The sequence below is a fragment of the Pseudomonas panipatensis genome (assembly GCF_900099785.1).
In the GTDB taxonomy this organism is placed as follows: Bacteria; Pseudomonadota; Gammaproteobacteria; order Pseudomonadales; family Pseudomonadaceae; genus Pseudomonas; species Pseudomonas panipatensis.
The window spans coordinates 70623-92354 of record NZ_FNDS01000014.1 but is presented as its reverse complement, the minus strand read 5'-3'; the positions used below and the strand labels follow the sequence as shown (position 1 = coordinate 92354).

General features: G+C 68.1%; 19 protein-coding genes. 8 read left to right on the top strand and 11 right to left on the bottom strand.

All coding sequences use genetic code 11. The annotated features are described in order from the left end of the window. Positions 1 to 10: 10 nt before the first annotated feature. The 7 genes from BLQ74_RS24570 to BLQ74_RS24540 form a co-directional block, all read right to left on the bottom strand. Positions 11 to 952 carry an AEC family transporter gene (locus tag BLQ74_RS24570; protein ID WP_090267816.1) on the bottom strand — a complete coding sequence of 314 codons (942 nt, stop codon included), beginning with the start codon at positions 950 to 952 and terminating at the stop codon, positions 11 to 13. Between the two features lie 77 nt (positions 953 to 1029). Beyond that, on the bottom strand, positions 1030 to 1473 hold the full coding sequence (locus BLQ74_RS24565; RefSeq protein WP_090267814.1) for a bactofilin family protein: 444 nt from the start codon (positions 1471 to 1473) through the stop codon (positions 1030 to 1032). A 1-nt stretch (position 1474) separates the two neighbouring features. Beyond that, positions 1475 to 1849, bottom strand: a complete 375-nt coding sequence (locus BLQ74_RS24560; RefSeq protein ID WP_244507259.1) for a hypothetical protein — start codon at positions 1847 to 1849, stop codon at positions 1475 to 1477. Next, a complete protein-coding gene (locus tag BLQ74_RS24555) occupies positions 1830 to 2801 on the bottom strand; it encodes a M23 family metallopeptidase (RefSeq protein WP_090267812.1) in 972 nt (323 codons plus the stop codon). The genes BLQ74_RS24560 and BLQ74_RS24555 overlap by 20 nt, the downstream gene beginning before the upstream one ends. 261 nt (positions 2802 to 3062) lie before the next feature. Then, positions 3063 to 4796, bottom strand: coding sequence for an ABC transporter ATP-binding protein/permease (locus BLQ74_RS24550; RefSeq protein ID WP_090267811.1), 1734 nt, complete (start codon positions 4794 to 4796; stop codon positions 3063 to 3065). 68 nt (positions 4797 to 4864) lie between these two features. Beyond that, the gene (locus BLQ74_RS24545) at positions 4865 to 5425 is read right to left on the bottom strand and encodes a response regulator transcription factor (RefSeq protein WP_090267810.1); all 561 of its coding nucleotides are present in this window, start codon (positions 5423 to 5425) and stop codon (positions 4865 to 4867) included. Positions 5426 to 5445: 20 nt separating this feature from the next. After that, positions 5446 to 6702, bottom strand: coding sequence for an ATP-binding protein (locus BLQ74_RS24540; RefSeq protein ID WP_090267808.1), 1257 nt, complete (start codon positions 6700 to 6702; stop codon positions 5446 to 5448). Positions 6703 to 6908: 206 nt separating this feature from the next. Here BLQ74_RS24540 and BLQ74_RS24535 point away from each other — a divergent pair, with 206 nt between their 5' ends. The 7 genes from BLQ74_RS24535 to BLQ74_RS24505 all read left to right on the top strand — a co-directional run bounded on the left by BLQ74_RS24535 (position 6909) and on the right by BLQ74_RS24505 (position 15467). Further along, positions 6909 to 7619: an SIMPL domain-containing protein gene (locus BLQ74_RS24535; RefSeq protein ID WP_090267806.1), complete on the top strand. Its 711-nt coding sequence runs from the start codon at positions 6909 to 6911 to the stop codon at positions 7617 to 7619. Positions 7620 to 7829: 210 nt separating this feature from the next. Then, on the top strand, positions 7830 to 9431 hold the full coding sequence (locus tag BLQ74_RS24530; RefSeq protein WP_090267804.1) for an ABC transporter substrate-binding protein: 1602 nt from the start codon (positions 7830 to 7832) through the stop codon (positions 9429 to 9431). A 44-nt stretch (positions 9432 to 9475) separates the two neighbouring features. Next, entirely contained in the window at positions 9476 to 11107 is a 1632-nt protein-coding gene (locus BLQ74_RS24525; protein ID WP_090267803.1) for an ABC transporter substrate-binding protein, read from the top strand. 368 nt (positions 11108 to 11475) lie between these two features. Further along, complete coding sequence (locus tag BLQ74_RS24520; RefSeq protein WP_090267801.1) at positions 11476 to 12486, top strand: ABC transporter permease subunit; 1011 nt, start codon at positions 11476 to 11478, stop codon at positions 12484 to 12486. Between the two features lie 17 nt (positions 12487 to 12503). After that, positions 12504 to 13415 carry an ABC transporter permease subunit gene (locus BLQ74_RS24515; RefSeq protein WP_090267799.1) on the top strand — a complete coding sequence of 304 codons (912 nt, stop codon included), beginning with the start codon at positions 12504 to 12506 and terminating at the stop codon, positions 13413 to 13415. Between the two features lie 109 nt (positions 13416 to 13524). Then, positions 13525 to 14496 carry an ABC transporter ATP-binding protein gene (locus BLQ74_RS24510; RefSeq protein WP_090267798.1) on the top strand — a complete coding sequence of 324 codons (972 nt, stop codon included), beginning with the start codon at positions 13525 to 13527 and terminating at the stop codon, positions 14494 to 14496. Continuing rightward, positions 14496 to 15467 carry a peptide ABC transporter ATP-binding protein gene (locus BLQ74_RS24505; RefSeq protein WP_090267796.1) on the top strand — a complete coding sequence of 324 codons (972 nt, stop codon included), beginning with the start codon at positions 14496 to 14498 and terminating at the stop codon, positions 15465 to 15467. Before BLQ74_RS24510 ends, BLQ74_RS24505 begins: the two co-directional genes overlap by 1 nt. A 203-nt stretch (positions 15468 to 15670) precedes the next feature. Here BLQ74_RS24505 and BLQ74_RS24500 read toward each other — a convergent pair whose 3' ends face one another. Genes BLQ74_RS24500 through BLQ74_RS24490 form a run of 3 tightly spaced genes read right to left on the bottom strand, consistent with a single transcriptional unit; the run spans position 15671 to position 18026 of the window. Beyond that, positions 15671 to 16597: a 5-oxoprolinase subunit C family protein gene (locus tag BLQ74_RS24500; protein WP_090267795.1), complete on the bottom strand. Its 927-nt coding sequence runs from the start codon at positions 16595 to 16597 to the stop codon at positions 15671 to 15673. Next, positions 16594 to 17271, bottom strand: a complete 678-nt coding sequence (pxpB, locus tag BLQ74_RS24495) for a 5-oxoprolinase subunit PxpB (RefSeq protein WP_090267793.1) — start codon at positions 17269 to 17271, stop codon at positions 16594 to 16596. The genes BLQ74_RS24500 and pxpB overlap by 4 nt, the downstream gene beginning before the upstream one ends. Further along, a complete protein-coding gene (locus BLQ74_RS24490; protein WP_090267792.1) occupies positions 17268 to 18026 on the bottom strand; it encodes a 5-oxoprolinase subunit PxpA in 759 nt (252 codons plus the stop codon). Before BLQ74_RS24490 ends, pxpB begins: the two co-directional genes overlap by 4 nt. Positions 18027 to 18164: 138 nt before the next feature. On the opposite strand from BLQ74_RS24490, the gene lpxO reads away from it, so the two are divergent. Then, the gene (gene lpxO, locus BLQ74_RS24485; RefSeq protein WP_090267790.1) at positions 18165 to 19064 is read left to right on the top strand and encodes a lipid A hydroxylase LpxO; all 900 of its coding nucleotides are present in this window, start codon (positions 18165 to 18167) and stop codon (positions 19062 to 19064) included. A gap of 100 nt (positions 19065 to 19164) precedes the next feature. Here the strand turns inward: lpxO and BLQ74_RS24480 are convergent, their stop codons facing one another. Beyond that, positions 19165 to 21726, bottom strand: a complete 2562-nt coding sequence (locus BLQ74_RS24480) for a PepSY domain-containing protein (RefSeq protein ID WP_170842871.1) — start codon at positions 21724 to 21726, stop codon at positions 19165 to 19167. Positions 21727 to 21732 lie beyond the last annotated feature (6 nt).

Sequence of the window (21732 nt, the reverse complement as noted above, 5' to 3'; positions counted from 1 at the left end):
AGCGCGGACCTCAGATCCAGCCACCCCATTGCAGGATGAACAGGCCGATATTGGTGCTCAGCGCCGCCACCAGGGTAGTGATGACGACGATGGCCGCGGCCAGCACTTCGTTGCCTTGCGCGGCGCGGGCCATGACGTAGCTGGCCGCCGCCGTGGGGCTGGCGAAATACAGGAAGAGCACGCCCAGTTCGGCGCCGCGGAAGCCCCACAGCCAGGCGCCGAGGGTGCACAGCAGCGGCAGCCAGACCATCTTCATCAGGCTTGCGCTCAGGGCCAGCGCACCGCTGTCGCGCAGCGCCGCCAGCGACAAGGTGCCGCCGATGCAGATCAGCGCCAGCGGCAAGGTCATGCGGGCGAAGTATTCGCCCGACGTCAGCAGCCAGTCCGGCAGAGGGATGCCCCACCAGGCGAACGGCAGCGCCAGCAACACGCCGATGATCAGCGGATTGACCAGTACCTGGCGGGCGATGCTCAGCGGATCGGACTTGAGCACCGGGCTGTAGACCGCCAGCACCACGGTGGCCAGGGTGTTGTAGCAAAGGATCACCAGGGCCGCGAGCACCGAGCCCAGGGCCAACCCATGGGCGCCGTAGAGGCTGGTGGCCAGGGCCAGGCCGACGATGCCGTTGTTGCCGCGGAAGGCGCCCTGCACATAGACGCCGCGTTCGCCGCGCGGCACCCGCCAGAGCGCCCAGCCCCAGGCACAGAGGAAACCGGCCAGGGTCGCCAGACAGAAGTACACCAGTACGGCCGGCCGCGCGGAGCTGTGCAGGTCCGAGTGGTAGATACCGAGGAACAGCATCACCGGCATGGTGGCGTTGAACACCAACGCCGACGCGGTACTGATGAACGTCGGGTCGATCCAGCCCACCCGCCGCAACAGCACACCGAGGAACAGCATGGAGAAGACCGGCGCGGTGATGGCGAGCGTCTGGAGCAGCAGTGCGAGCATGGGACGGAAACACGGAGACGGGGGAAGGCGCGATCATAACAAGCGCGGCCCGGCCGCGCTGCGCCGGCGTAGACGCCTCAGGCGCTGTCCGCGGACTGCTCGACGGCGCGCACGGGCGGGGCCGGCAGCTCCAGGGTCTTGCGGCTCTCGCCTTCGCCCAGGCGGGTCAGCTTGCCGTCGACGCTGGCGCCGTTTTCCATGCTCAGTTGGCGGTAGCTGATATTGCCGACGATGCGTGCATTGGAGTGCAGTTCGAGCAGGTGTTCGACATACAGGTCGCCGACGATGGTGCCATCGATCAGCGCGTCGTAGCTGCTCACATTGCCCTCGATGCGGCCTTCCGCGCCGAGGGCCAGCAGGCTGCTGGTGCCGGGCTTGTGGGTCACGTTGCCCTTGATGCAACCCTGCACCTTGAGGCCCTCTTCGAACTCCAGATCACCGACCAGGGCCAGGTTGCCGGAGAGCAGGCTGGAAAACTTGTCGACCGCCACCTGCGGGGCCTTTTTCTTGTTGCTGAACATCTCATCCTCCTGGGATGGGTGACTTGCCGGGCTTCTGTTGGCGGTAGAAGGCCAGGTCGGTTTTCAGTTTCTTGATTTCGCCGGACAGCTCGTCGATTCGCCGCAGCAGTTGCTGGCGCGCGGCCTGATCCTCGCTCTGGCGCAGACGGTACTGTTCCAGCTCGGCGCTGAGGCCGGCGTTGCGCGCCTGCAGTTCGGCGAGCTGTCGCTGCAATTGCCCGGCCGCGGTCTCGCGGGACAGGTACCAGCCGCCCAGGAGCGCCGCCAGCAGCAACGCCGCCCAGGGCAGCAGCCGGCGCCCCTGGGGCCGCTGCAGGCGGTGCTCGGCGCGCAGCAGATCGCGCGTCGAGGTGGGTTTAGTCCGCGCCCAGAACATCGTCGGCCGGTTCCATGTCGCCCAGGGAAAGGAAGTTCTGCGGGTTGACGAAGTCGCCGTGGTAGAGCACCTCGAAATGCAGGTGCGCGCCGGTGGAACGCCCGCTGGAGCCGACCGCGGCGATGCGCTGGCCGGGCATCACCACGTCGCCGACCTGCACATAGAAACGCGAGACGTGGGCATAGCGGGTGACCAGGCCGTTGCCGTGATCGATCTCGACACGGTTGCCATAGGAACTGAAGGGACCGGCGGCGACGACCCGGCCGCCGGCCGCGGCATGGATGTCGGTACCGCTCGGCGCGGCGAAATCCTGCCCGGAATGAAAGGCCAGGCGGTGGTTGAAGGGATCGACGCGATTACCGAACGGCGAGCCGAGGCGCGCCAGCTCCACCGGCCGCAGCACCGGTATGGCCATGAAGTCGGCGTTGCGCCGGGCCACGGCATCCATCAACAGATCGAACTGGCGCCGCAGACAACCCGCAGCCCGGGCGCCCTGCTCGATATCGACCAGCGGCACCGGCAAGGCCTGGCAACCGCGCGGCGGCAAGAGCACGCCGCCCTCGGCGCCCCGCGCGGGCTTCGGCGCCGGGCGCTCGGCGGGCGCCAGGGCGGGGTCGATGGCGGACAGCTTGCGCGCGATTTCCTCGTGGTTGCCGACCGTCTTCAGCAGGTAGTCGGCGTCCTTCTCCAGCACCTGCAAGCGACCGGCCAGTTCGCCCAGGCGGGACATGGCGAAGCGCTCCGCCGCCGCGTCGCCCTGCTCGGCCGTCGCCGGTGCCGGCGCGGGCGCTGCCAGCGGCGCCAGGCCACGGCCCAGCCACAGCCCGGCGGCGAAGGTCAGCAGCGCCAGGCCACAGGCAGCCACGGCGCAGGCACCGAGCAGGCGGCGCAGATTGACCACCTGAATGGTGTCGCGCGTCAGCGCCTGCCGGGAAGGCGAGAGTGCAGTCATGGCGGTACCCATCGAGTCGAGCGATCAGGCCGGTTTACAGGAAAGCCGCCAAGGGTACTGTCTGTGCGCACAGCAACAATGCGCGAATTCTGAAAGTGCGTAATGGAAACTGAAAATTCCTACCAATCCTGAAGGAATTCACAGACAAACATCCGTAACGCTCCAGGAAAACGTCGCGACGCCGCAGGCCGTCGGCCGGCCCCATGCACGAGCGGCCCGATACCACAGGGATAGCGGGCCGCCGTTACGATCGACGATGCCTCAGGCTGGCAGCGCGGCCTCGACCTCGCGCAATTGGCGGCCATCCAGGCGCAACTGGCGACGATGGAAGCGCTTGAGGTCGGCGCGGTGGCCGATGCTGATCAGGGTCACGCCGGGCAGTTGCTCCAGCAGCACCTGGTACAACGCCGCCTCGTCACTCTCATCGAGGGCCGAGGTGGCCTCGTCGAGGAACAGCCAGCGCGGCGCATAGAGCAGCGCGCGGGCGATGGCCAGGCGCTGCTGCTCGCCCGGCGAGAGCAGGCGCTGCCAGTGCTGGGCTTCGTCCAGGCGCGCGCCGAGGTGGTCGAGACGGCACAGGTGCAGCACCTCGCGCAGACGTTCGGGGCTGTGTTTCGCCGGCTCCTCCGGGTAGCACAGGGCGGCCGCCAGGCTGCCGATCGGCAGGTACGGCTTCTGCGGCAGGAACAGGCTGCGCGCGCCGGGCATGCTCACTTGCCCGGCGCCGAAGCGCCAGAGCCCGCTCATGGCGCGCAACAGGGTGCTCTTGCCGGCGCCGGAGGGACCGCTGATCAGCAGGTGCTCACCGGCATGCAGGTTAAAGTTGGTCGGTTCCAGCAACACCTGGCCATCGCCCAGGGTCAGGCTCAGGTGCTTGAGCTGCAGCGCCTCGGCGCCACTGTGCAGCGTGATGCCTTCGGCCTCCTGGCCAGCCTCGCCGATCACCTCGCGGAAGCTCAGCAGACGGTCGCAGGTGGCGCGCCAGGCGGCGAGACTGGAGTAGGCATCGACGAACCAGCTCATGCTTTCCTGCACATTGCCGAACGCCTGGGCGATCTGCATGAGGCCGCCCAGTTGGATCTTGCCGGAGAAGTAGCGCGGCGCGGCGACGATGAACGGGAAGACGATCGCCGCCTGGCCATAGCCATTGCTGAAGAAGCTCAGGCGCTTCTGTACTTTCATCAACTCCCAGAAGTTGCCCCAGACGTTGCGGAAGCGCGTCATCAGCCGCTCGTTCTCGTTGGCCTCGCCGTTGTACAGGGCGATGCTCTCGGCGTTCTCGCGCACCCGCACCAGGCCGAAGCGCAGGTCGGCTTCGTAGCGCTGCTGGTTGTTGTTCAGGGTGATCAGGCGGCGGGCGATCAGGTGGGTCAGCCAACTGCCGACCACGGCGTAGAGCAAGGCGGCCCAGAACATGTAGCCGGGGATGCTGATACCGAACACCTCCAGGCTGCCGGAGACACCCCAGAGAATCACCGAGAAGGACACCAGGCTGACCACGTTGCTGATCAGCCCCAGCCCCAGGCTCAGGGTGGTCTCGGTGAAGCTGTTGAGGTCTTCGGTCAGGCGCTGGTCAGGGTTGTCGGTGTTGCCGCGCTGTTCCAGGCGGTAGTAGCTCTTTTCGCCAAGCCAGGCCTGGAAGTGTTTCTCGGTCAGCCAGCGGCGCCAGCGGATGGTCAGCATCTGCTTGAGGTAGAGGCGATAGACGGCGATCAGGATGGACACCGCGGCAATCACGCAGAACTGCAGCATCAGATGCACGAATGCATCGAAGTTCTTGTTCTGCAGGGCGTCGTAGAAGTCCCGGTTCCAGCTGTTGAACCAGACGGAAATCCCCACCCCGACCAGCGACAGGGCGATCACCACGATCAGCAGCAGCCAGGCGCTGCCTTTCTCTTCGCTGCGCCAGTACGGCGCAGTCAGCCCCCACACGCGGGAGAAGAAATGCCCACGAACGGCATCGTTCGCGGCGCGGTATTCGGCGCTTTCAGTCATCGGCGATCGCTCTGCACGGGCACAAAAAAAAGGAGCGCCCAGTTGGCGCTCCCTGTCTTATCGAATCCTTAACGCCTCACCGGGCGCTTCTGCAGCTTACGCTGCAACGTCCGTCTGTGCATACCCAGGGCACGGGCGGTGGCGGAAATGTTGCCATCGTGCTCGGCCAGCACGCGCTGGATGTGCTCCCACTGCAGACGGTCCACCGACATGGGGTTTTCCGGCACCAGGGTGTCCAGGTCGGCGTGCTTGGAGAGCAGCGCGGTGAGCACGTCGTCGGCATCGGCCGGTTTGCACAGGTAGTTGGTGGCGCCGCGCTTGATGGCTTCCACCGCGGTGGCGATGCTGGAGTAGCCGGTGAGGATCACCACGCGCATCTCCGGGTCCAGTTCCAGCAGCTTGGGCAGCAGCACCAGGCCGGAGTCACCGTCCATCTTCAGGTCGAGCACGGCATAGTCGGGCAGATCCTCCTTGGCCAGCACCAGGCCCTCTTCGGCGGAGCCGGCGACCGACACACGCAGGCCGCGACGGCTCATGGCGCGCGCCATCACGCGGGTGAAGGTGGCGTCGTCGTCCACCAGCAGCAGGTGGGGTTGCTCTTCGCCTTCGAACAGGTTCTCTTCGCTCATGGGGACTTCCTCGCGTGGGTTCACACCACACCGTAACTACGTGGCAGGCGCAACTCGGTGAGCGTGCCGCCGTCTTCATGGTTATACAACTTCACCGTGCCGCCGGCGCGGGTGACGCTGGCCTGGCTGAGGAACAGGCCGAGGCCGAAGCCCTTGCCCTTGGTGGTGAAGAAAGGTTTGCCGAGTTGTTCGGCGATCGCCAGCGGAACGCCGGCGCCGTGGTCGCGGATGCTCAGGCGGATTTCCGCGGCATCCCAGTCGAGGCGGATGTCGAGGTTCTCCGGACAGGCGTCGGCGGCGTTGTTCAGCAGGTTCAGCAGGGCCTGGGTCAGGTCGGTCGGCGGGGTCAGCCGCGGCGCGCTGCCCCGGCCCAGGTTCTGGAAGCGGTAGGTGGCCTCGGGGCGCATCAGGTGCCAGCGGCGCAGCACCGCTTCGAGCCACTCGTTGGCGCCCTGCTCCTCGATGGCCTGGCGGCGGTCGGCCTCGGCCGCACGCACCAGTTGCTGCAGGGTGTCCTTGCACAACTTGACCTGTTCCTGCAGCAGCGCCAGGTCTTCCTGCAGCAGCGGATCGCCGGGGTTGGACTGGCGCAGCTCCTTGAGCAGCACGCTCATGGTCGCCAGCGGCGTGCCCAGTTCATGGGCGGCGCCGGCGGCCTGGGTGGCGACGGCCAGCAGTTGCTGGTCGCGCATGCCTTCCTCGCGCCGCTGCGCGACTATCTGTTCCTGCCGGCGCAGGGCCTGGGACATGCGTGCGACGAAGAAGGTAATCAGCCCGGCGGCCAGGGCGAAACTCAGCCACATGCCGTAGATCAGCAGGTAGTCGCGCTGCCCGGAAGGGATTTCCAAGGGATGGAACCAGACCAGCAGCACCGTGTAGGCGGCCAGCGCCAGCCCGGCCAGGGTGATGGTGTAGAGCCAGGGCAAGGTCGCCGCGGCGATGGTCAGCGGCACCAGGTAGTAGGAGACGAAGGGGTTGCTGGAGCCACCGGAGAAATACAGCAAGGCGCTGTGGATGATCAGGTCGCAGCCCAGCTGCACGGCGTATTCCAGCTCGGTGACCGGCCATGGCCCGCGCAAGCGCAGGGCGGTGGCCAGGCACAGGCAGAGGGAGATGCCCAGGGTCACGCCCAGGGCCATCCACGGCAGCTGGATCAGCTGCGCCTTGAAGACGATGCCCACCGACCCGGCCTGGGCGGCGAGCACGAGCACGCGGATCAGTGTCAGGTGCAGCAGGTTCTGCCGGCTGGCGGATAACTGGAAAACCGGTGTGCGCATACTGAATTCCGGAATTTGCGCGAGTATAGCCAAGCCCCTCTCCCCAACGATGCGTCAAAGCGACACAGCATAGCCGTTACCCTAACGCGAAATAACCCGGATGAACCCCGACCTAGGTCAATGGGTCTGACCACTTGCACGCCGGGTTGTCTACCCTGCATGCAGCGTCAGTACCCCAGGAATCCCCCGGACCCAGGAGTTCATTCATGTCCGCACTGCAGAAATCCCTCGCCACCCTCGCCGCCGCCATTGCCCTGAGTGGCACCAGCCTCGCCGCCCAGGCCGAGGACTCGCCGCGCTACAACCAGGTCAGCCTGCATGCCGAGGCCAGCCAGGAAGTGGCCCACGACCGGATGCACGTGACCCTCTACAGCGAGGAGCAGGACGCCGATCCGGCGAAGCTCGCCGCCGACACCACCAACGCCCTCAACGCCGCCGTGGCCGAGGCGCGCAAGGTCAAGGGCGTCACCGTCAGCCTGGGCAGCCGCAACAGCTACCCGATCTACGAGGAAAAAGGCCAGAAGATCAGCGCCTGGCGCGAACGCGCCGAGCTGCGCCTGGAGAGCGCCGACTTCGCCGCCCTCTCGCAATTGACCGCCGACCTGCTGGGTAAGCTGAAGATGGGCAACATGAGCTTCAGCATCGCCGACGCGACCCGCCAGCAGAACGAGGACAGCCTGATGAAGAGCGCAGTGGCCGCCTTCAAGGCCCGCGCCCAGTTGCTCACCGGCGCCCTGGGCGGCAAGGACTACCGGCTGGTCAACCTGAACCTGAGCAGCGCCGGCAATCCCCGGCCGATGCCGGTGATGCGCATGGCGGCGATGAAGGCCGACGCCGCGCCGGCGCCGACCATCGAGGCTGGCAGCAGCGAGGTGACGGTCAGCGCCGACGGCACCATCGAGGTGCTGATGCCCTGAGTCCGTCGCCGCGTGGCGCTCGCCAGCCGGGCGCCACAAACTGACCGACGAGTCAACTTGCAGATTTGCGACATTCCCTTACGACTTCGCCACAGCTTCTACACTGTTGCCGATGAGGCGCTTGCGCGCGGCATGTCCCCTGCATAGTTTCTGCCGACACGCCCCACAAGGACGTGCCTCGATGACAACCAGAACAAACTGAGGTCAAGCATGCGCAAGAATGCCGTCATCCACTCCATGATCGCTGCTGGGTTGATCGCCAGCGCTCCCTTCGCCCACGCCGCCGGTAACCTAGTGTTCTGCTCCGAGGGCAGCCCGGCGGGCTTCGACCCCGCGCAGTACACCACCGGCACCGACTTCGATGCCTCGGCGGAAACCGTGTTCAACCGCCTGACCCAGTTCGAGCGCGGCGGCACCCAGGTCGTTCCCGGCCTGGCGGAGAAGTGGGAAGTCTCCGACGACGGCAAGACCTGGACCTTCCACCTGCGCCACGGCGTGAAGTTCCACACCACCGACTACTTCAAGCCGAGCCGCGAGTTCAACGCCGACGACGTGGTCTTCACCTTCGAACGCATGCTCGACAAGAACCACCCGTTCCGTAAGGCCTACCAGACCGAATTCCCCTACTTCACCGACATGGGCATGGACACCAACATCGCCAAGGTGGAGAAGGTCGACGACTACACGGTCAAGTTCGATCTCAACGAAATCGACGCCGCCTTCATCCAGAACCTGGCGATGAGCTTCGCCTCCATCCAGTCCGCCGAGTACGCCGACCAGTTGCTCAAGCAGGGCAAGGCCAGCGACATCAACCAGAAGCCGATCGGCACCGGGCCCTTCGTGTTCAGCCGCTACCAGAAGGACGCGACGATCCGCTTCAAGGCCAACAAGGACTACTGGAACCAGGGCGAGGTGAAGATCGACAACCTGATCTTCGCCATCAACACCGACGCCTCGGTACGCATGCAGAAGCTCAAGGCCAACGAGTGCCAGATTACCCTCTTCCCGCGCCCGGCCGACCTGGAGTCGCTGAAGAAGGACCCGAACCTGAACATGCCGTCGCAGCCGGGCTTCAACCTCGGCTACATCGCCTACAACGTACAGCACAAGCCGCTGGACAAGCTGGAAGTGCGCGAGGCGCTGGACATGGCGGTGAACAAGAAAGCCATCATCGACGCCGTCTACCAGGGCGCCGGCCAGCTCGCCGTGAACGGCATGCCGCCGACCCAGTGGTCCTACGACGAGAGCATCAAGGACCCGGGCTACAACCCGGAAAAGGCCAAGGAGCTGCTGAAGAAGGCCGGCGTGCCCGAAGGCACCGAGATCACCCTCTGGGCCATGCCGGTGCAGCGCCCGTACAACCCCAACGCCAAGCTGATGGCCGAGATGCTCCAGGCCGACTGGGCCAAGGTCGGTATCAAGGCGAAAATCGTCAGCTACGAGTGGGGCGAGTACATGAAGCGCGGCAAGGCCGGCGAGCACGACGCCATGCTGATCGGCTGGAGCGGCGACAACGGTGACCCGGACAACTGGCTGGGCACCCTCTACAGCTGCGACGCGGTCAATGGCAACAACTTCTCCAAGTGGTGCGACCAGTCCTACGACAAGCTGATCAAGGAGGCCAAGCGCAATCCCGATCAGGCCAAGCGTAGCGAGCTGTACAAGCAGGCCCAGCACATCCTCAAGGAGCAGGTGCCGATCACCCCGATCGCCCACTCCACCGTGTACCAACCGATGCGCAAGAACGTCGAGGACTTCCGGATCAGCCCCTTCGCGCTGAACTCCTTCTACGGCGTCGACATCGGCAAATGAGGCCGGGGGCCGCCACCCGGCGGCCCCTCCTCGTTTCGCATCCCATGCGCGCAAACCGCATACAGCAGTGGACGAGGCGGCTTCACCGCCGCCTCGCCCGCACCCTCGTCCTGGCCGGCCTGCTCGCCGGCACGCCGGCCTTCGCCCAGACCCTGGCGGTCTGCACCGAGGCCAGCCCGGAAGGTTTCGACATCGCCCAATACAGCGCCGCCACCACCGCCGACGCCGTCGCGGAAACGGTCTACGAGCGCCTGGTCCAGTTCGTCCCCGGCAGCACCCAGGTGGCGCCGGCCCTGGCCGAGCGCTGGGAGATCAGCGCCGACGGCCTCAGCTACACCTTCCACTTGCGCAAGGGCGTCAAGTTCCAGCGCACCGACTTCTTCACCCCGAGCCGCGAGTTCAACGCCGACGACGTGCTCTGGAGCTTCCAGCGCCAGCTCGACCCGGCGCACCCGTGGCACGCGCTATCCCCGCGCGGCTATCCCTACGCCCAATCCATGGGCCTGCCGGCGCTGATCGAACGCATCGACAAGCTCGACGACGCGCGCGTGCGCTTCACCCTGCGCCGCCCCGAGGCGCCGTTCCTCGCCGACCTGGCCATGGGCTTCGCCTCGATCTACTCGGCCGAATACGCCGACCTGCTGCTCAAGGCCGGCAAGGCCGAGCAACTCAACAACCTGCCGCTGGGCACCGGCCCCTTCGTCTTCCAGCGCTACCAGAAAGACGCCCTGGTGCGCTTCGCCGCCAACCCGGACTACTGGGGCGGCGCGCCCAAGGTCGACCGGCTGCTGCTGTCGATCACCCCCGACCCCAGCGTGCGCATCCAGAAGCTGCGCGCCGGTGACTGCCAGGTGGCGCTCTACCCGCGTCCCACCGATGTCCCGACGCTACGCCACGAGCCGCAACTGAAGGTCGCCGAACTGGACTCCCTGCTGGTCGCCTACGTCGCGCTGAATACCCGGCACAAGCCACTGGACGACGTGCGCGTGCGCCAGGCGATCAACCTCGCCTTCGATCGCGACAGCTACCTCAAGGCGCAGTTCGGCGAGGGCGGCGCCAGCCCGGCCGTGGCCCCCTACCCCTCGACCCTGTGGGGCTCCGACCCGGATCTCAAGGGCTGGCCGCACGACCTCGAACGCGCCCGCCAGCTACTCGCCGAGGCAGGCATCCAGCCGGGCCTGAAGCTGTCGATCTGGACCCGTCCCGGCGGTGGCCCGACCAACCCCAATCCCGGCATCGGCGCGCAGATGCTTCAGGACGACCTGGGCAAGCTCGGCATCCACGCCGATATCCGCGTCTACGAATGGGGCGAGCTGATCCGCCGCGCCAAGCACGGCGAGCACGACCTGCTGTTCATGGGCTGGGTCGGCGACAACGGCGACCCGGACAACTTCCTCACTCCGAACCTGTCCTGTGCCGCCGCGAGCAGCGGCGAGAACATGTCCGGCTGGTGCAACGCAGCCTTCGACGACCTGTTGCGGCAAGCGCGCGCCAGCACCGACCAGGCCACCCGCGCCGGGCTGTACCGCCAGGCCCTGGCGATCTTCCAGCGCGAGGCGCCGTGGATCGCCCTGGCCTACCCCAAGCAGTTCGCCGTGCTCAGTCCGCGAGTCCGGGGCTTCACCCTGAGCCCGCTGGGCTCGAACAATTTCGCCCACGTCGAGCTGGCCCCGTGAACCCGGCCGAACGACGTTGCCCGGAGCGGGCGGGCCCGGCCGCGATCCATCGCCGGGGCATGCCAGGCAAATCGCACGCTCATCGGCGAAAAGCCACCCTGCGCAGCGGCCAGGCCCGCGGCGATCCTGGCGGGTGGCGGCGAACGGGCAAAAGGTTATGCAAAGGCGACAAGGATGATCCAGCGATGGGCGCCCGGCATTCCCCCAGGGCCGCCTAAGCTGTTCAATGGGCGCCACGGTAGCCGCCAGGGCGACACCCCGCCCGCCAGGCAAGCACTTCCTCACCGAGATCCCGGTGAGGTCACAAGAAAACCGGCGCCCGCCACCACCCCGGCGGGCAGCCGCGTGATGAGGAGTTACCCGACACCATGCTCAGTTTCATCGCCCGACGCTTCGGGTTGCTGATCCCGACCTTCTTCGGCGTCACCCTGCTGACCTTCGCGCTGATCCGCATGATCCCCGGCGACCCGGTGGAAGTCATGATGGGCGAGCGCCGCGTCGATCCGCAGATGCACGCCGAAGCCCTGCACCGGCTGGGGCTGGACAAGCCGCTGTATCAGCAATACTTCGACTACATCGGCCATCTCGCCCAGGGTAACCTCGGCGAATCCCTGGTGACCCGCGAAAGCGTCTGGCACGAGTTCCTCACGCTGTTCCCGGCGACCCTCGAACTGGCCACCGCAGCGATGCTCTTCGCCGGCATCCTCGGCCTGCTCGCCGGGGTGATCGCGGCGCTCAAGCGCGGCTCGCTGTTCGACCACGGGGTGATGACCATCTCCCTGGCCGGCTACTCGATGCCGATCTTCTGGTGGGGCCTGATCCTGATCATGCTGTTCTCGGTGACGCTGGGCTGGACGCCGGTGTCCGGCCGCCTCGACCTGCTCTACGACATCGAGCCGAAGACCGGCTTCATGCTCATCGACACCCTGCTCGCCGACGAACCCGGCGCCTTCCTCGACGCGCTGCGCCACCTGATCCTGCCGGCCATCGTCCTGGGCACCATCCCGCTGGCGGTGATCGCCCGCATGACCCGCTCGGCGATGCTCGAAGTGCTGCGCGAGGACTATGTGCGCACCGCCCGCGCCAAGGGCCTGTCGCCGGCGCGGGTGGTGTTCGTCCACGCCCTGCGCAACGCCATGATCCCGGTGCTCACGGTGTTCGGCCTGCAGGTCGGCGCGCTGCTCGCCGGCGCGGTGCTGACCGAGACCATCTTCTCCTGGCCGGGCATCGGCAAATGGCTGATCGACGCCATCAGCCGCCGAGACTACCCGGTGGTGCAGAACGGCATCCTGCTGGTCGCCACCCTGGTGATCCTGGTGAACTTCGTCGTGGACATCCTCTACGGCCTGGTCAACCCGCGCATCCGTCACCAGAAATAAGGTTCGAGGAGCCCCGAATGAGCACTATCCAAACCGCTCCCGCCAGCGACCCGAGCCTGGTCTATCCGTCTCCCCTCAAGGAGTTCTGGCAAGCCTTCGCGCACAACAAGGGCGCCGTCGGCGGCCTGCTGTTCATGCTGCTGATCCTGTTCTGCGCGCTCTTCGCCCCGTGGGTCGCGCCGCACGACCCCAGCGAACAGTTCCGCGACTTCCTGCTCAACCCGCCGGTGTGGACGAGCGGCGGCCAATGGCAATTCCTCCTCGGCACCGACGAGGTCGGCCGCGACATGCTCTCGCGGCTGATCTACGGCGCGCGCCTGTCGCTGCTGATCGCCCTCAGCTCGGTGGTCATCTCGCTGCTGCCGGGCGTGGTCCTCGGCCTGCTCGCCGGCTTCTCGCCGAACCGCCTGGGCCCGGTGATCATGCGCCTGATGGACATCATGCTGGCGCTGCCCTCGCTGCTGCTGGCGGTGGCCATCGTCGCGGTGCTCGGCCCGGGGCTGATGAACACGGTGATCGCCATCGCCGTGGTCTCGCTGCCGTCCTACGTGCGCCTGACCCGCGCCGCGGTGCTCGGCGAGCTGAACCGCGACTACGTCACCGCCGCGCGCCTGGCCGGCGCCGGCCGCCTGCGGCTGATGTTCGTCACCGTGCTGCCGAACTGCATGGCGCCGCTGATCGTGCAGGCCACCCTGAGCTTCTCCTCGGCCATCCTCGACGCCGCCGCCCTCGGCTTCCTCGGCCTCGGCGTACAGCCGCCGACCCCGGAGTGGGGCACCATGCTGGCCGCCGCGCGCGACTACATCGAGCGCGCCTGGTGGGTGGTCAGCCTGCCCGGCCTGGCGATCCTCTTCAGCGTGCTGGCGATCAACCTGATGGGCGACGGCCTGCGCGACGCGCTGGACCCGAAACTCAAGAGCGCGGCGTGAGGACGATGCCGATGAAGACCTTCCTGCGCCCCACCTCCATGCGCCCCGTACCCGGCCTTCGCGAGCCAGCGCGTGCCTACAGAACATGCCCCCTGACGGAGACCGCCGTATGAGCCTCCTCGAAATCAACAACCTCTCGGTGCGCTTCGGCGGCGCCGATGCCGTGCCGGTGGTCGATGGCCTCGATCTGGCGGTCGACAAAGGCGAAGTGCTGGCCATCGTCGGCGAATCCGGCTCCGGCAAGTCGGTGACCATGATGGCGCTGATGGGCCTGATCGACGCCCCCGGCATCATCCGCGCCGACGCCATGCGCTTCGCCGGCACCGACATGCTGCGCCTCAAGGGCCGCGAGCGGCGGCGCATCGTCGGCAAGGACATCGCGATGATCTTCCAGGACCCGATGACCGCGCTGAACCCCAGCTACACCGTCGGCTACCAGATCGAAGAAGTCCTCAAGCTGCACCTCGGCCTGCGCGGCAAGGCCGCCCGCCAGCGCGCCCTGGAACTGCTCGAACGGGTCGAGATCCCCGGCGCGGCGCAGCGCCTGGACGCCTACCCGCACCAGCTTTCCGGCGGCATGAGCCAGCGCGTGGCGATCGCCATGGCCATCGCCGGCGAGCCCAAGCTGCTGATCGCCGACGAGCCGACCACCGCGCTCGACGTGACCATCCAGGCGCAGATCATGGAGCTGCTGCTGAACCTGCAGCGCGACCAGGACATGGCGCTGATCCTGATCACCCACGACCTCGCCGTGGTCGCCGAGACCGCCCAGCGCGTCTGCGTCATGTACGCCGGCCAGGCGGTGGAGATCGGCCAGGTGCCGGCACTGTTCGACCTGCCCAGCCATCCCTACACCGAGGCGCTGCTCAAGGCGATTCCCGAGCACAGCGTCGGCGAAGAACGCCTGGCCACCCTGCCCGGCATCGTCCCCGGCCGCTACGACCGGCCAGAGGGCTGCCTGCTGTCGCCGCGCTGTCCCTACGTGAAGGACAACTGCCGCGCCACGCGCCCGGCCCTCGAAGCCCATGAACGCGGCGCGGTGCGCTGCTATTACCCGCTGAACCTCAAGGAGGTGGTCTGATGGATGCCGTCCTGACCGCCCGTGACCTGACCCGTCACTACGAAATCGCCCAGGGCCTGTTCAAGCCGCACGCCCTGGTCCGCGCGCTGAACGGCGTGTCCTTCGAACTGCAGGCCGGCAAGACCCTGGCGGTGGTCGGCGAGTCCGGCTGCGGCAAGTCGACCCTGGCCCGCGCCCTGACGCTGATCGAGGAGCCGACCGCCGGCTCGCTGCGCATCGCCGGCCAGGAAGTCAAAGGCGCCAACGCCGAGCAGCGCAAGCAACTGCGCCGCGACGTGCAGATGGTCTTCCAGAACCCCTACGCCTCGCTCAACCCGCGGCAGAAAATCGGCGACCAGCTCGGCGAACCGCTGCTGATCAACACCTCGCTGTCGCGCGCCGAACGCCGCGAACGGGTGCAGGCGATGATGCAGCAGGTCGGGCTGCGCCCGGAGCACTACCAGCGCTACCCGCACATGTTCTCCGGCGGCCAGCGCCAGCGCATCGCCCTGGCCCGCGCCATGATGCTGCGGCCCAAGGTGCTGGTGGCGGACGAGCCGACCTCGGCGCTCGATGTGTCGATCCAGGCCCAGGTGCTCAACCTGTTCATGGACCTGCAGCAGGAATACGGCACCGCCTACGTGTTCATCTCGCACAACCTCGCGGTGGTGCGCCACGTCGCCGACGACGTGCTGGTGATGTACCTCGGCCGCCCGGCGGAGATGGGCCCGGCGGACAAGCTCTACGAACGCCCGCTGCATCCCTACACCCAGGCCCTGCTGTCGGCCACGCCGGCGATCCACCCGGACCCGAGCAAGCCGAAAATCCGTATCCAGGGCGAACTGCCCAACCCGCTCAACCCGCCGTCCGGCTGCGCCTTCCACAAGCGCTGCCCGTACGCCACCGAGCGTTGCAAGACCGAGGTGCCGGCATTGCGCCTGCTGGATGCGCGCCAGGTGGCCTGCCACCACGCCGAGCAATTCCTCGGCTGAGGGAGAACGGCGGCCCCATCCGCCGCCCTACCCTGTCGCCCCCGGCGGATGGATCGAGCCCGCGAAACCCGTGCGCTTGCCCGGCTGCCAAGGCGATGGGTATCGCTGCGCTCAACGCCATCCTACGAAGCCATGCAGGCTACAACCGTAGGGCGGAAACAACGGCACGCGTTATCCACCGCCGCGCGCTGGATGCCCGAGGGCTAGGGGCGAAAGAAGCGCAGGAAGCGCCGCAGATCGGCCTGGGCCTGGGCCAGCGATCCCTCGACGAAGCGCACCCGGCCATGCGCCGGGCACTGTGCCAGGCGCGCCAGGTCCAGCGGGTGGACGACGCCGAGCAGCGGGTAGCCGCCCATGCTCTGGTGGTCGGCCAGCAGGACGATCGGCTGGCCGTCCGGCGGCACCTGAATGGCGCCCGCCGTCACGCCCAGGGACCATTGCCGGCGCGGCGCGGCGATCGGCGTACCGCGCAGGCGCGCGCCCATGCGGTCGGATTGCGCGCTGAGGCTCCAGGTCTGCTGGAAAAAGGCCGCGCGCTGCGCCGGGTCGAAAGCCGCTGCGTCGCCGCCGGGCAGCACGCGCAGCAGCGGCTCGGCGCGGTAGTCCGGCTGGTAGCGCCAGGGCACGCTGGCGCCATGCCCGAAGGCCGCGCCACTGGCGGCGCAGGGCAACAGTTCGCCTTCGGCCAGCGGCCGACCGTCGCCATGCAGCCCGCCCAGCCCTTCGCGCGTCTGGCAAGCGACGCTAGCCAGCACCAGCGTGGCCCGGAAGCCACCGACCACGGCGAGATAGGCGCGCTGGCCACTGGCGGCGAAGCCCAGTTCCAGGCGCTCGCCGGCACGCAGGCGAAAGCGCGACCAGCCGGGCCGCGCCTCCCCTTCCACGCGGATCGGCAGCGCCGCGCCGCACAACGCCAGCCAGCAGTCCTGCTCGGCGCGTAGCTGCACGCCGCCGAGGGCGATCTCCAGCAAGGGCGTGCCCCAAGGGTTGCCGAGCAGTCGGTTGGCCCAGGCGGCGGCGTGCTGGTCCACGGCGCCGGACGGCGATACCCCGAGGTGCTGCCAGCCGCGCCGGCCGCCGTCCTGCAACAGGCTCAAGGCGCCCGGCCGGAGCACGCGCAGGCCGCTCATGCGCGGCCTCCCGCACGCCGGAAGGCGGCGGCATCGATGGGCAGGAAACGCACCCGGTCGCCCAGCGCCAGCGGACAGGGCGGTTCGCGCTGCGCATCGAAGAGTCGCAGCGGCGTGTGCCCGAGCAGGTGCCAGCCGCCCGGCGACGCCTGTGGATAAATTGCCGTCTGCCGTTCGGCGATGGCCAGGCTGCCGGCCGGCACGCGGGTGCGCGGCGTGGCGCGACGCGGCAGGGCGAGGCGTTCGTCGAGTTCGCCGAGGTAGGCGAAGCCGGGGGCGAAACCGATGGCGCCGACGCGATATTCGCGGCCGCTGTGCAACGCGATGACCTGCGCCACGCTCAGCCGGCAATGCCGCGCCACCTCATCGAGGTCCGCGCCGGCATACCACACCGGGATTTCATGCAGGCGCCCGGCGCCCGGCGCTGGCGCCAGCGTCGGCCACTCATCGAGCAATGGCTGCAGGCGCTGGCGCAGCGTCGGCAGGTCGATGCGCAACAGGTCGTAGTGCAGCAGCAAGCTGGTCCAGCCCGGCACCAGGTCGGTCAAGCAATCGCCGAGTTGCACGCGCAGGCGCTCGGCCAGCGCGGCGATGCGCAGCGGCAAGTGCGCGTCGGGCTGCTCGGCGAGGGTCAGCAGCAGGGCCTGGGCGCCGAACGGCTCGACGCCGATCATGCGGCGTCCAGCAGGCCACGCAGGCGGCGCAGCACCGCCAGGGATTCGGGATTGTCGCCGTGCACGCAGAGGCTGTCGGCGCGCAAGCGCAGCGGCTGGCCGTCGATGTCCGGGAACGGCTCGCCACGGGCGATGGCCAGCGCCTGTTCGAGGATGCGCTGCGGCTCGTGGTGCACCGCGCCGGCCAGGCGCCGCGGCGCCAACTGGCCATCAGGCAGGTAGGCGCGGTCGGCGAAGGCCTCGAACATCAGCGGCACGTCGGCGCCATCGGCCAGCTCCAGCTCGCGGCTGTTGTCGGCCAGCGCCAGGACCATCAGCGGCAGGCCCTTGCGGAAGGCCGCGCAGGCATCGAGCACGGCGCGCAGCAGGGCGTCGTCGCGCACCAGATCGTTGTACAGCGCGCCATGCGGCTTGACGTAGTCGATACGGCTGCCGGCGGCGCGGCAAAAGGCATCCAGGGCGCCCAACTGGTAAAGCACCAGGGCCCGCACTTCCTCCGCCGAGCAGCTCAGGTGCCGGCGGCCGAAGCCGGCCAGGTCCGGGTAGGCGGGATGGGCACCGATGCTGACGCCATGCTCCAGCGCCAGGCGCACGCTGCGCTGGATGGTCAGCGGGTCGCCGGCATGGAAACCGCAGGCCAGGTTGGCCTGGTCGATCAGCGGCATGGCGTGGGCATCGTCGCCCATGCGCCAGGCGCCATAGCTTTCGCCCATGTCGCAGTTGAGCAGTATGCGGCGCACGGAGAACTCGGTCATCGCAGGTCCCGTCGTGATTGGGAAATTCCTGACAGGTTAAACCAGGCGCTGGCCAATTGAACCCTGGGAGCATATCCAGCCAGGCGCGCCGGGAGTAATATCCCTCGCTTCCGTTCGCCGATAGCCGCCCAATCGAAGATGAAAGCCCTGATTCTGCTGGCCTACGTGGCCTCCATCGTCTACGTTCACCTGCGCGGTAAGGTCCGCCACAAGCTGACCCGCCAATTGACCGACCACTCGACCTTCCTGGCGCCGGTCAACTGCTTCATGTACCTGTTCTCCAAGGTGCCGAACCGGCCCTTCCTGCCGCCCGAGACCTTCCCCGAGCTGAAGGTCATCACCGACAACTGGGAAATGATCCGCGCCGAGGGCGAGCGTCTGCTCGATGCCGGCGCCATCAAGCGCTCCGAGCAATACAACGACGTCGGCTTCAACTCCTTCTTCAAGACCGGCTGGAAGCGTTTCTACCTGAAGTGGTACGACGAGGCGCATCCCTCGGCCAACCAGCTGTGCCCGAAGACCACCGCGCTGGTCCGCGACATCCCGTCGGTGAAAGCGGCGATGTTCACCGAACTGCCGCCCGGCGCGCGCCTGGTGCGCCACCGCGACCCCTACGCCGGTTCGCTGCGCTACCACCTGGGATTGGTCACGCCCAACGATGAGCGCTGCTTCATCGACGTCGACGGCCAGCGCTATTCCTGGCGCGACGGCGAGGCCGTGGTGTTCGACGAGACCTTCATCCACTACGCGGAAAACACCACCGAGAAGAACCGCCTGATCTTCTTCTGCGACATCGAGCGGCCGCTGAAGTACCGCTGGGCGCAGGCGTTCAACCGCTGGTTCAGCCGCAACGTGGTGGCCGCCGCCTCCTCGCCCAACGAGGAAGGCGACAAGACCGGCGCGCTCAACCGCCTGTTCGGCAGCGTGTACAAGATCCGCCTGCGCAGCAAGGCGCTGAAGAAGCGCAACCGCACCCTCTATTACCTGGAGAAATGGGCGTTCTTCGGCGCCCTCCTGGCGTTGATCATCTGGATCTGAGCCGCCCAGGCCCGCTCTTGTGGCCGTCGCGGCCTCCCCGCGACGGCCACGGCCCCCGCCTTTCAACGTTTCCCGCCAGTACGCCGCCCGGCAAGCGCCATCAGTAGAGGTCGCGGCGATAGCGCCCGCTGTCCAGCAAGGCCTCCACCGCTGCCTCACCCAAGACCTCGCGCAACACCCGGTCGACGCCCTCGGCCATGCCCTGCAGGCTGCCGCAGACATAGAGGACCGCGCCCTGCGCCAGCCACTCGCGCAGTTGCGCCGCGCGCTCGCGCAACAGGTCCTGCACGTAACGCCTCTCCGCCTGGTCACGGGAGAACGCCAGGTCCAGGCATTGCAGATCGCCCGCGGCCAGCGCCGCTTGCAGCTCCTCCGCGCAATAGAAGTCGTGGGCGCGATTGCGCTCGCCGAACAGCAGCCAGTTGCGCTGACAACCTGCGCCAATGCTGGCGCGCAGCAGCGCGCGCAAGGCGGCCAGCCCGGTGCCATTGCCGATCAGGATCAACGGCTGCGGCAGCGCCGGCAGGTGGAACCCGGCGTTGCGCCGCACGCGCAGGGCCAGGCTGCCGTCCAGCGCCAGGTACGCGGTCAGCCAGCCGGAGGCCACGCCCAGTTGGCCATCGGCCCGGCGCTCCTGGCGCACGATCAGCTCCAGGGTGCCATCGCTGGGCAGCGAGGCGATGGAGTACTGGCGCGCTGCGAGCGGCGCCAGGGCGTCCAGCAGCGCTTGCGGGTGCAGACCGACCAGGTGCTCCAGGCTGCCTGGCAGCTCGCGTCCGCCCAGCGCTTCGCCCAGGGTCATGCGGCTGCCGTCGAGGCTGACCGGCGCCGTGCCATCCTGGCCCAGCCGGGCGAGGAAGCGCTCGACACGCTCGCGCGGGTGGCACGCGAGGATCTCAACCAGGTCGCCGGCACGCCAGTCCGCCTGGCTACCGGCCGGCGCCTGCAGGCGCAACAGATAGGTGGGCAGGCCCTGGCTGCCCGGATTGAGGTGCGTGCGCGCGGCCAGTCGCCAGCCTTCATACGCCGCTGCGGCGGGGGCCTGCGGCACGCCGCCACCGCTCAGGTGCGCCAGGCGCTGCCGCCAGTCATGCAGGGCGGCGGCATCGCCGTTGTCGACGTCCACGCCATCGAACAGCGGCTCGGCGCCCTGCCCTTGCAGCCAATCGCGCAGGCGCCGGCCGAATCCGCAGAAGGCCGAATACTGGCGATCGCCCAGGGCCAGCAGGGCGAAGCGCAGGTGCGCCAGGCCAAGAGCCTGGCCGAGCAGCCGGCGCTCGAAGCCACGGGCGCTGTCCGGCGCCTCGCCATCGCCAAAGGTACTGACCACGAAAAGTGCCTTGCGGGTCTGCTCCAGACTGGCCCGGTCCAGGCGCGCCAGCGGCTCCACGCGAACCGCGTGGCCCGCCGCCTGCAACTGCCCGGCGCTCTGCCAGGCGAGTTGCTCGGCGAAACCGCTCTGGCTGGCATAGCCGATCAGCCAGGCATCGTTCCCGCCGTCGCTAAGCAGCCCGCTGCGCGCCGCCGCGACGCCACGCTGCTTGCGCCGGCGGTCGAGGTAGAGCAACCAGCCGGTGACGAAGAACAGCGGCATCGACAGGCTGGCCAGGCACATCAGGATGCGCCCCGGCAAGCCGAAGTAGCTGCCCACGTGGAGGGCATAGACGCTGTCGAGCAATCGCTGCCCCAGCGGCTGATGGCGGAAGTGCTTCTCGGCCAGCACCTTGCCGCTCGCCGGGTCCAGGCTCAGCGTGTTGAAGGCGCGCTCGTGGGCGGCGTCATCGAGCAGGTAGGCGAGGTTCGCCGGTTGCCCGGCCACCGGCGGCAGACGCAGGTTGTAGCCGACCAGGTGGGCGCCACCGGCGTTGCGCAGGCTGTTCCAGATGGCGGCATAGTCGACCGGCGGCGGCGGAGCGTCCGGCGTTTCGCCGGGACGCCCCGGCTTGCCGGGCTTGCCGCCGGGCGGGCCATGGCGTTGCTCGCCGGCGGCGGCATCGCCGAGCAGGTGGAACAGCGCCCCGCGATACCAGTCGTAGGACCAGAACAGCCCGGTGAGCGTCGCCAGCAGGTAGAAGGCCAGGCACCAGGTGCCGGCCACCGCGTGCAGGTCCCAGTTGAAGGCACGGCCTTTCTTGCGCCAGTCGACGGTCAGCCAGGCGCGCCAGTTCAGGGCCTTGCGCGGCCAGCGCAGATAGAGGCCGGAAAGGCACAGGTAGAGCAGGATCAGCGTGCAGGCGCCAGTCACCTGCCGCCCCGCATCGCCCATGGCGAGGAAGCGGTGCAATTGCATGACGAACAGCAAGAAGCCTTCGCCGCGCGGCGCCGGCAGCAGGCTCCCGGTGTAGGGGTCGACGTAGCGCGACTCACCGCGGCGCTGCCCAGGCGGCGGCGTGTAGAAGAGGTGCGCGGCGCTGTCGTCGTCCAGCCGCGCTTCGATGAAGGCGATCCGCCGTCCCGGTTCCGCCGCTTCGACCCGGCGCACCAGTTCGTCCAGCGGGAGCACGCCTGTCGCTTGCCTGGCCACGGTCAGGCTGGACGGATTGAACGCCCGGAGCAATTCGTCCTGGAACGACAGGGTGGCGCCGGTCACGCCCATCAGCGCGAGGACCAGGCCGGCGCTGATGCCGAACAGCCAATGCAACTGGAACCAGACTTTCTTCAACACCTT

Coding starts and splice junctions, on each gene's coding strand:
- pxpB (WP_090267793.1), bottom strand. CDS start 17,271: ATGATCGGCGTCGAGCCGTTCGGCGCCCAGGCCCTGCTGCTGACCCTC.
- BLQ74_RS24545 (WP_090267810.1), bottom strand. CDS start 5,425: ATGAGCGAAGAGAACCTGTTCGAAGGCGAAGAGCAACCCCACCTGCTG.
- BLQ74_RS24565 (WP_090267814.1), bottom strand. CDS start 1,473: ATGTTCAGCAACAAGAAAAAGGCCCCGCAGGTGGCGGTCGACAAGTTT.
- BLQ74_RS24520 (WP_090267801.1), top strand. CDS start 11,476: ATGCTCAGTTTCATCGCCCGACGCTTCGGGTTGCTGATCCCGACCTTC.
- BLQ74_RS24510 (WP_090267798.1), top strand. CDS start 13,525: ATGAGCCTCCTCGAAATCAACAACCTCTCGGTGCGCTTCGGCGGCGCC.
- BLQ74_RS24550 (WP_090267811.1), bottom strand. CDS start 4,796: ATGACTGAAAGCGCCGAATACCGCGCCGCGAACGATGCCGTTCGTGGG.
- BLQ74_RS24525 (WP_090267803.1), top strand. CDS start 9,476: ATGCGCGCAAACCGCATACAGCAGTGGACGAGGCGGCTTCACCGCCGC.
- BLQ74_RS24570 (WP_090267816.1), bottom strand. CDS start 952: ATGCTCGCACTGCTGCTCCAGACGCTCGCCATCACCGCGCCGGTCTTC.
- BLQ74_RS24505 (WP_090267796.1), top strand. CDS start 14,496: ATGGATGCCGTCCTGACCGCCCGTGACCTGACCCGTCACTACGAAATC.
- BLQ74_RS24530 (WP_090267804.1), top strand. CDS start 7,830: ATGCGCAAGAATGCCGTCATCCACTCCATGATCGCTGCTGGGTTGATC.
- BLQ74_RS24490 (WP_090267792.1), bottom strand. CDS start 18,026: ATGACCGAGTTCTCCGTGCGCCGCATACTGCTCAACTGCGACATGGGC.
- BLQ74_RS24515 (WP_090267799.1), top strand. CDS start 12,504: ATGAGCACTATCCAAACCGCTCCCGCCAGCGACCCGAGCCTGGTCTAT.
- BLQ74_RS24535 (WP_090267806.1), top strand. CDS start 6,909: ATGTCCGCACTGCAGAAATCCCTCGCCACCCTCGCCGCCGCCATTGCC.
- BLQ74_RS24560 (WP_244507259.1), bottom strand. CDS start 1,849: ATGTTCTGGGCGCGGACTAAACCCACCTCGACGCGCGATCTGCTGCGC.
- BLQ74_RS24555 (WP_090267812.1), bottom strand. CDS start 2,801: ATGACTGCACTCTCGCCTTCCCGGCAGGCGCTGACGCGCGACACCATT.
- BLQ74_RS24500 (WP_090267795.1), bottom strand. CDS start 16,597: ATGAGCGGCCTGCGCGTGCTCCGGCCGGGCGCCTTGAGCCTGTTGCAG.
- BLQ74_RS24540 (WP_090267808.1), bottom strand. CDS start 6,702: ATGCGCACACCGGTTTTCCAGTTATCCGCCAGCCGGCAGAACCTGCTG.
- lpxO (WP_090267790.1), top strand. CDS start 18,165: ATGAAAGCCCTGATTCTGCTGGCCTACGTGGCCTCCATCGTCTACGTT.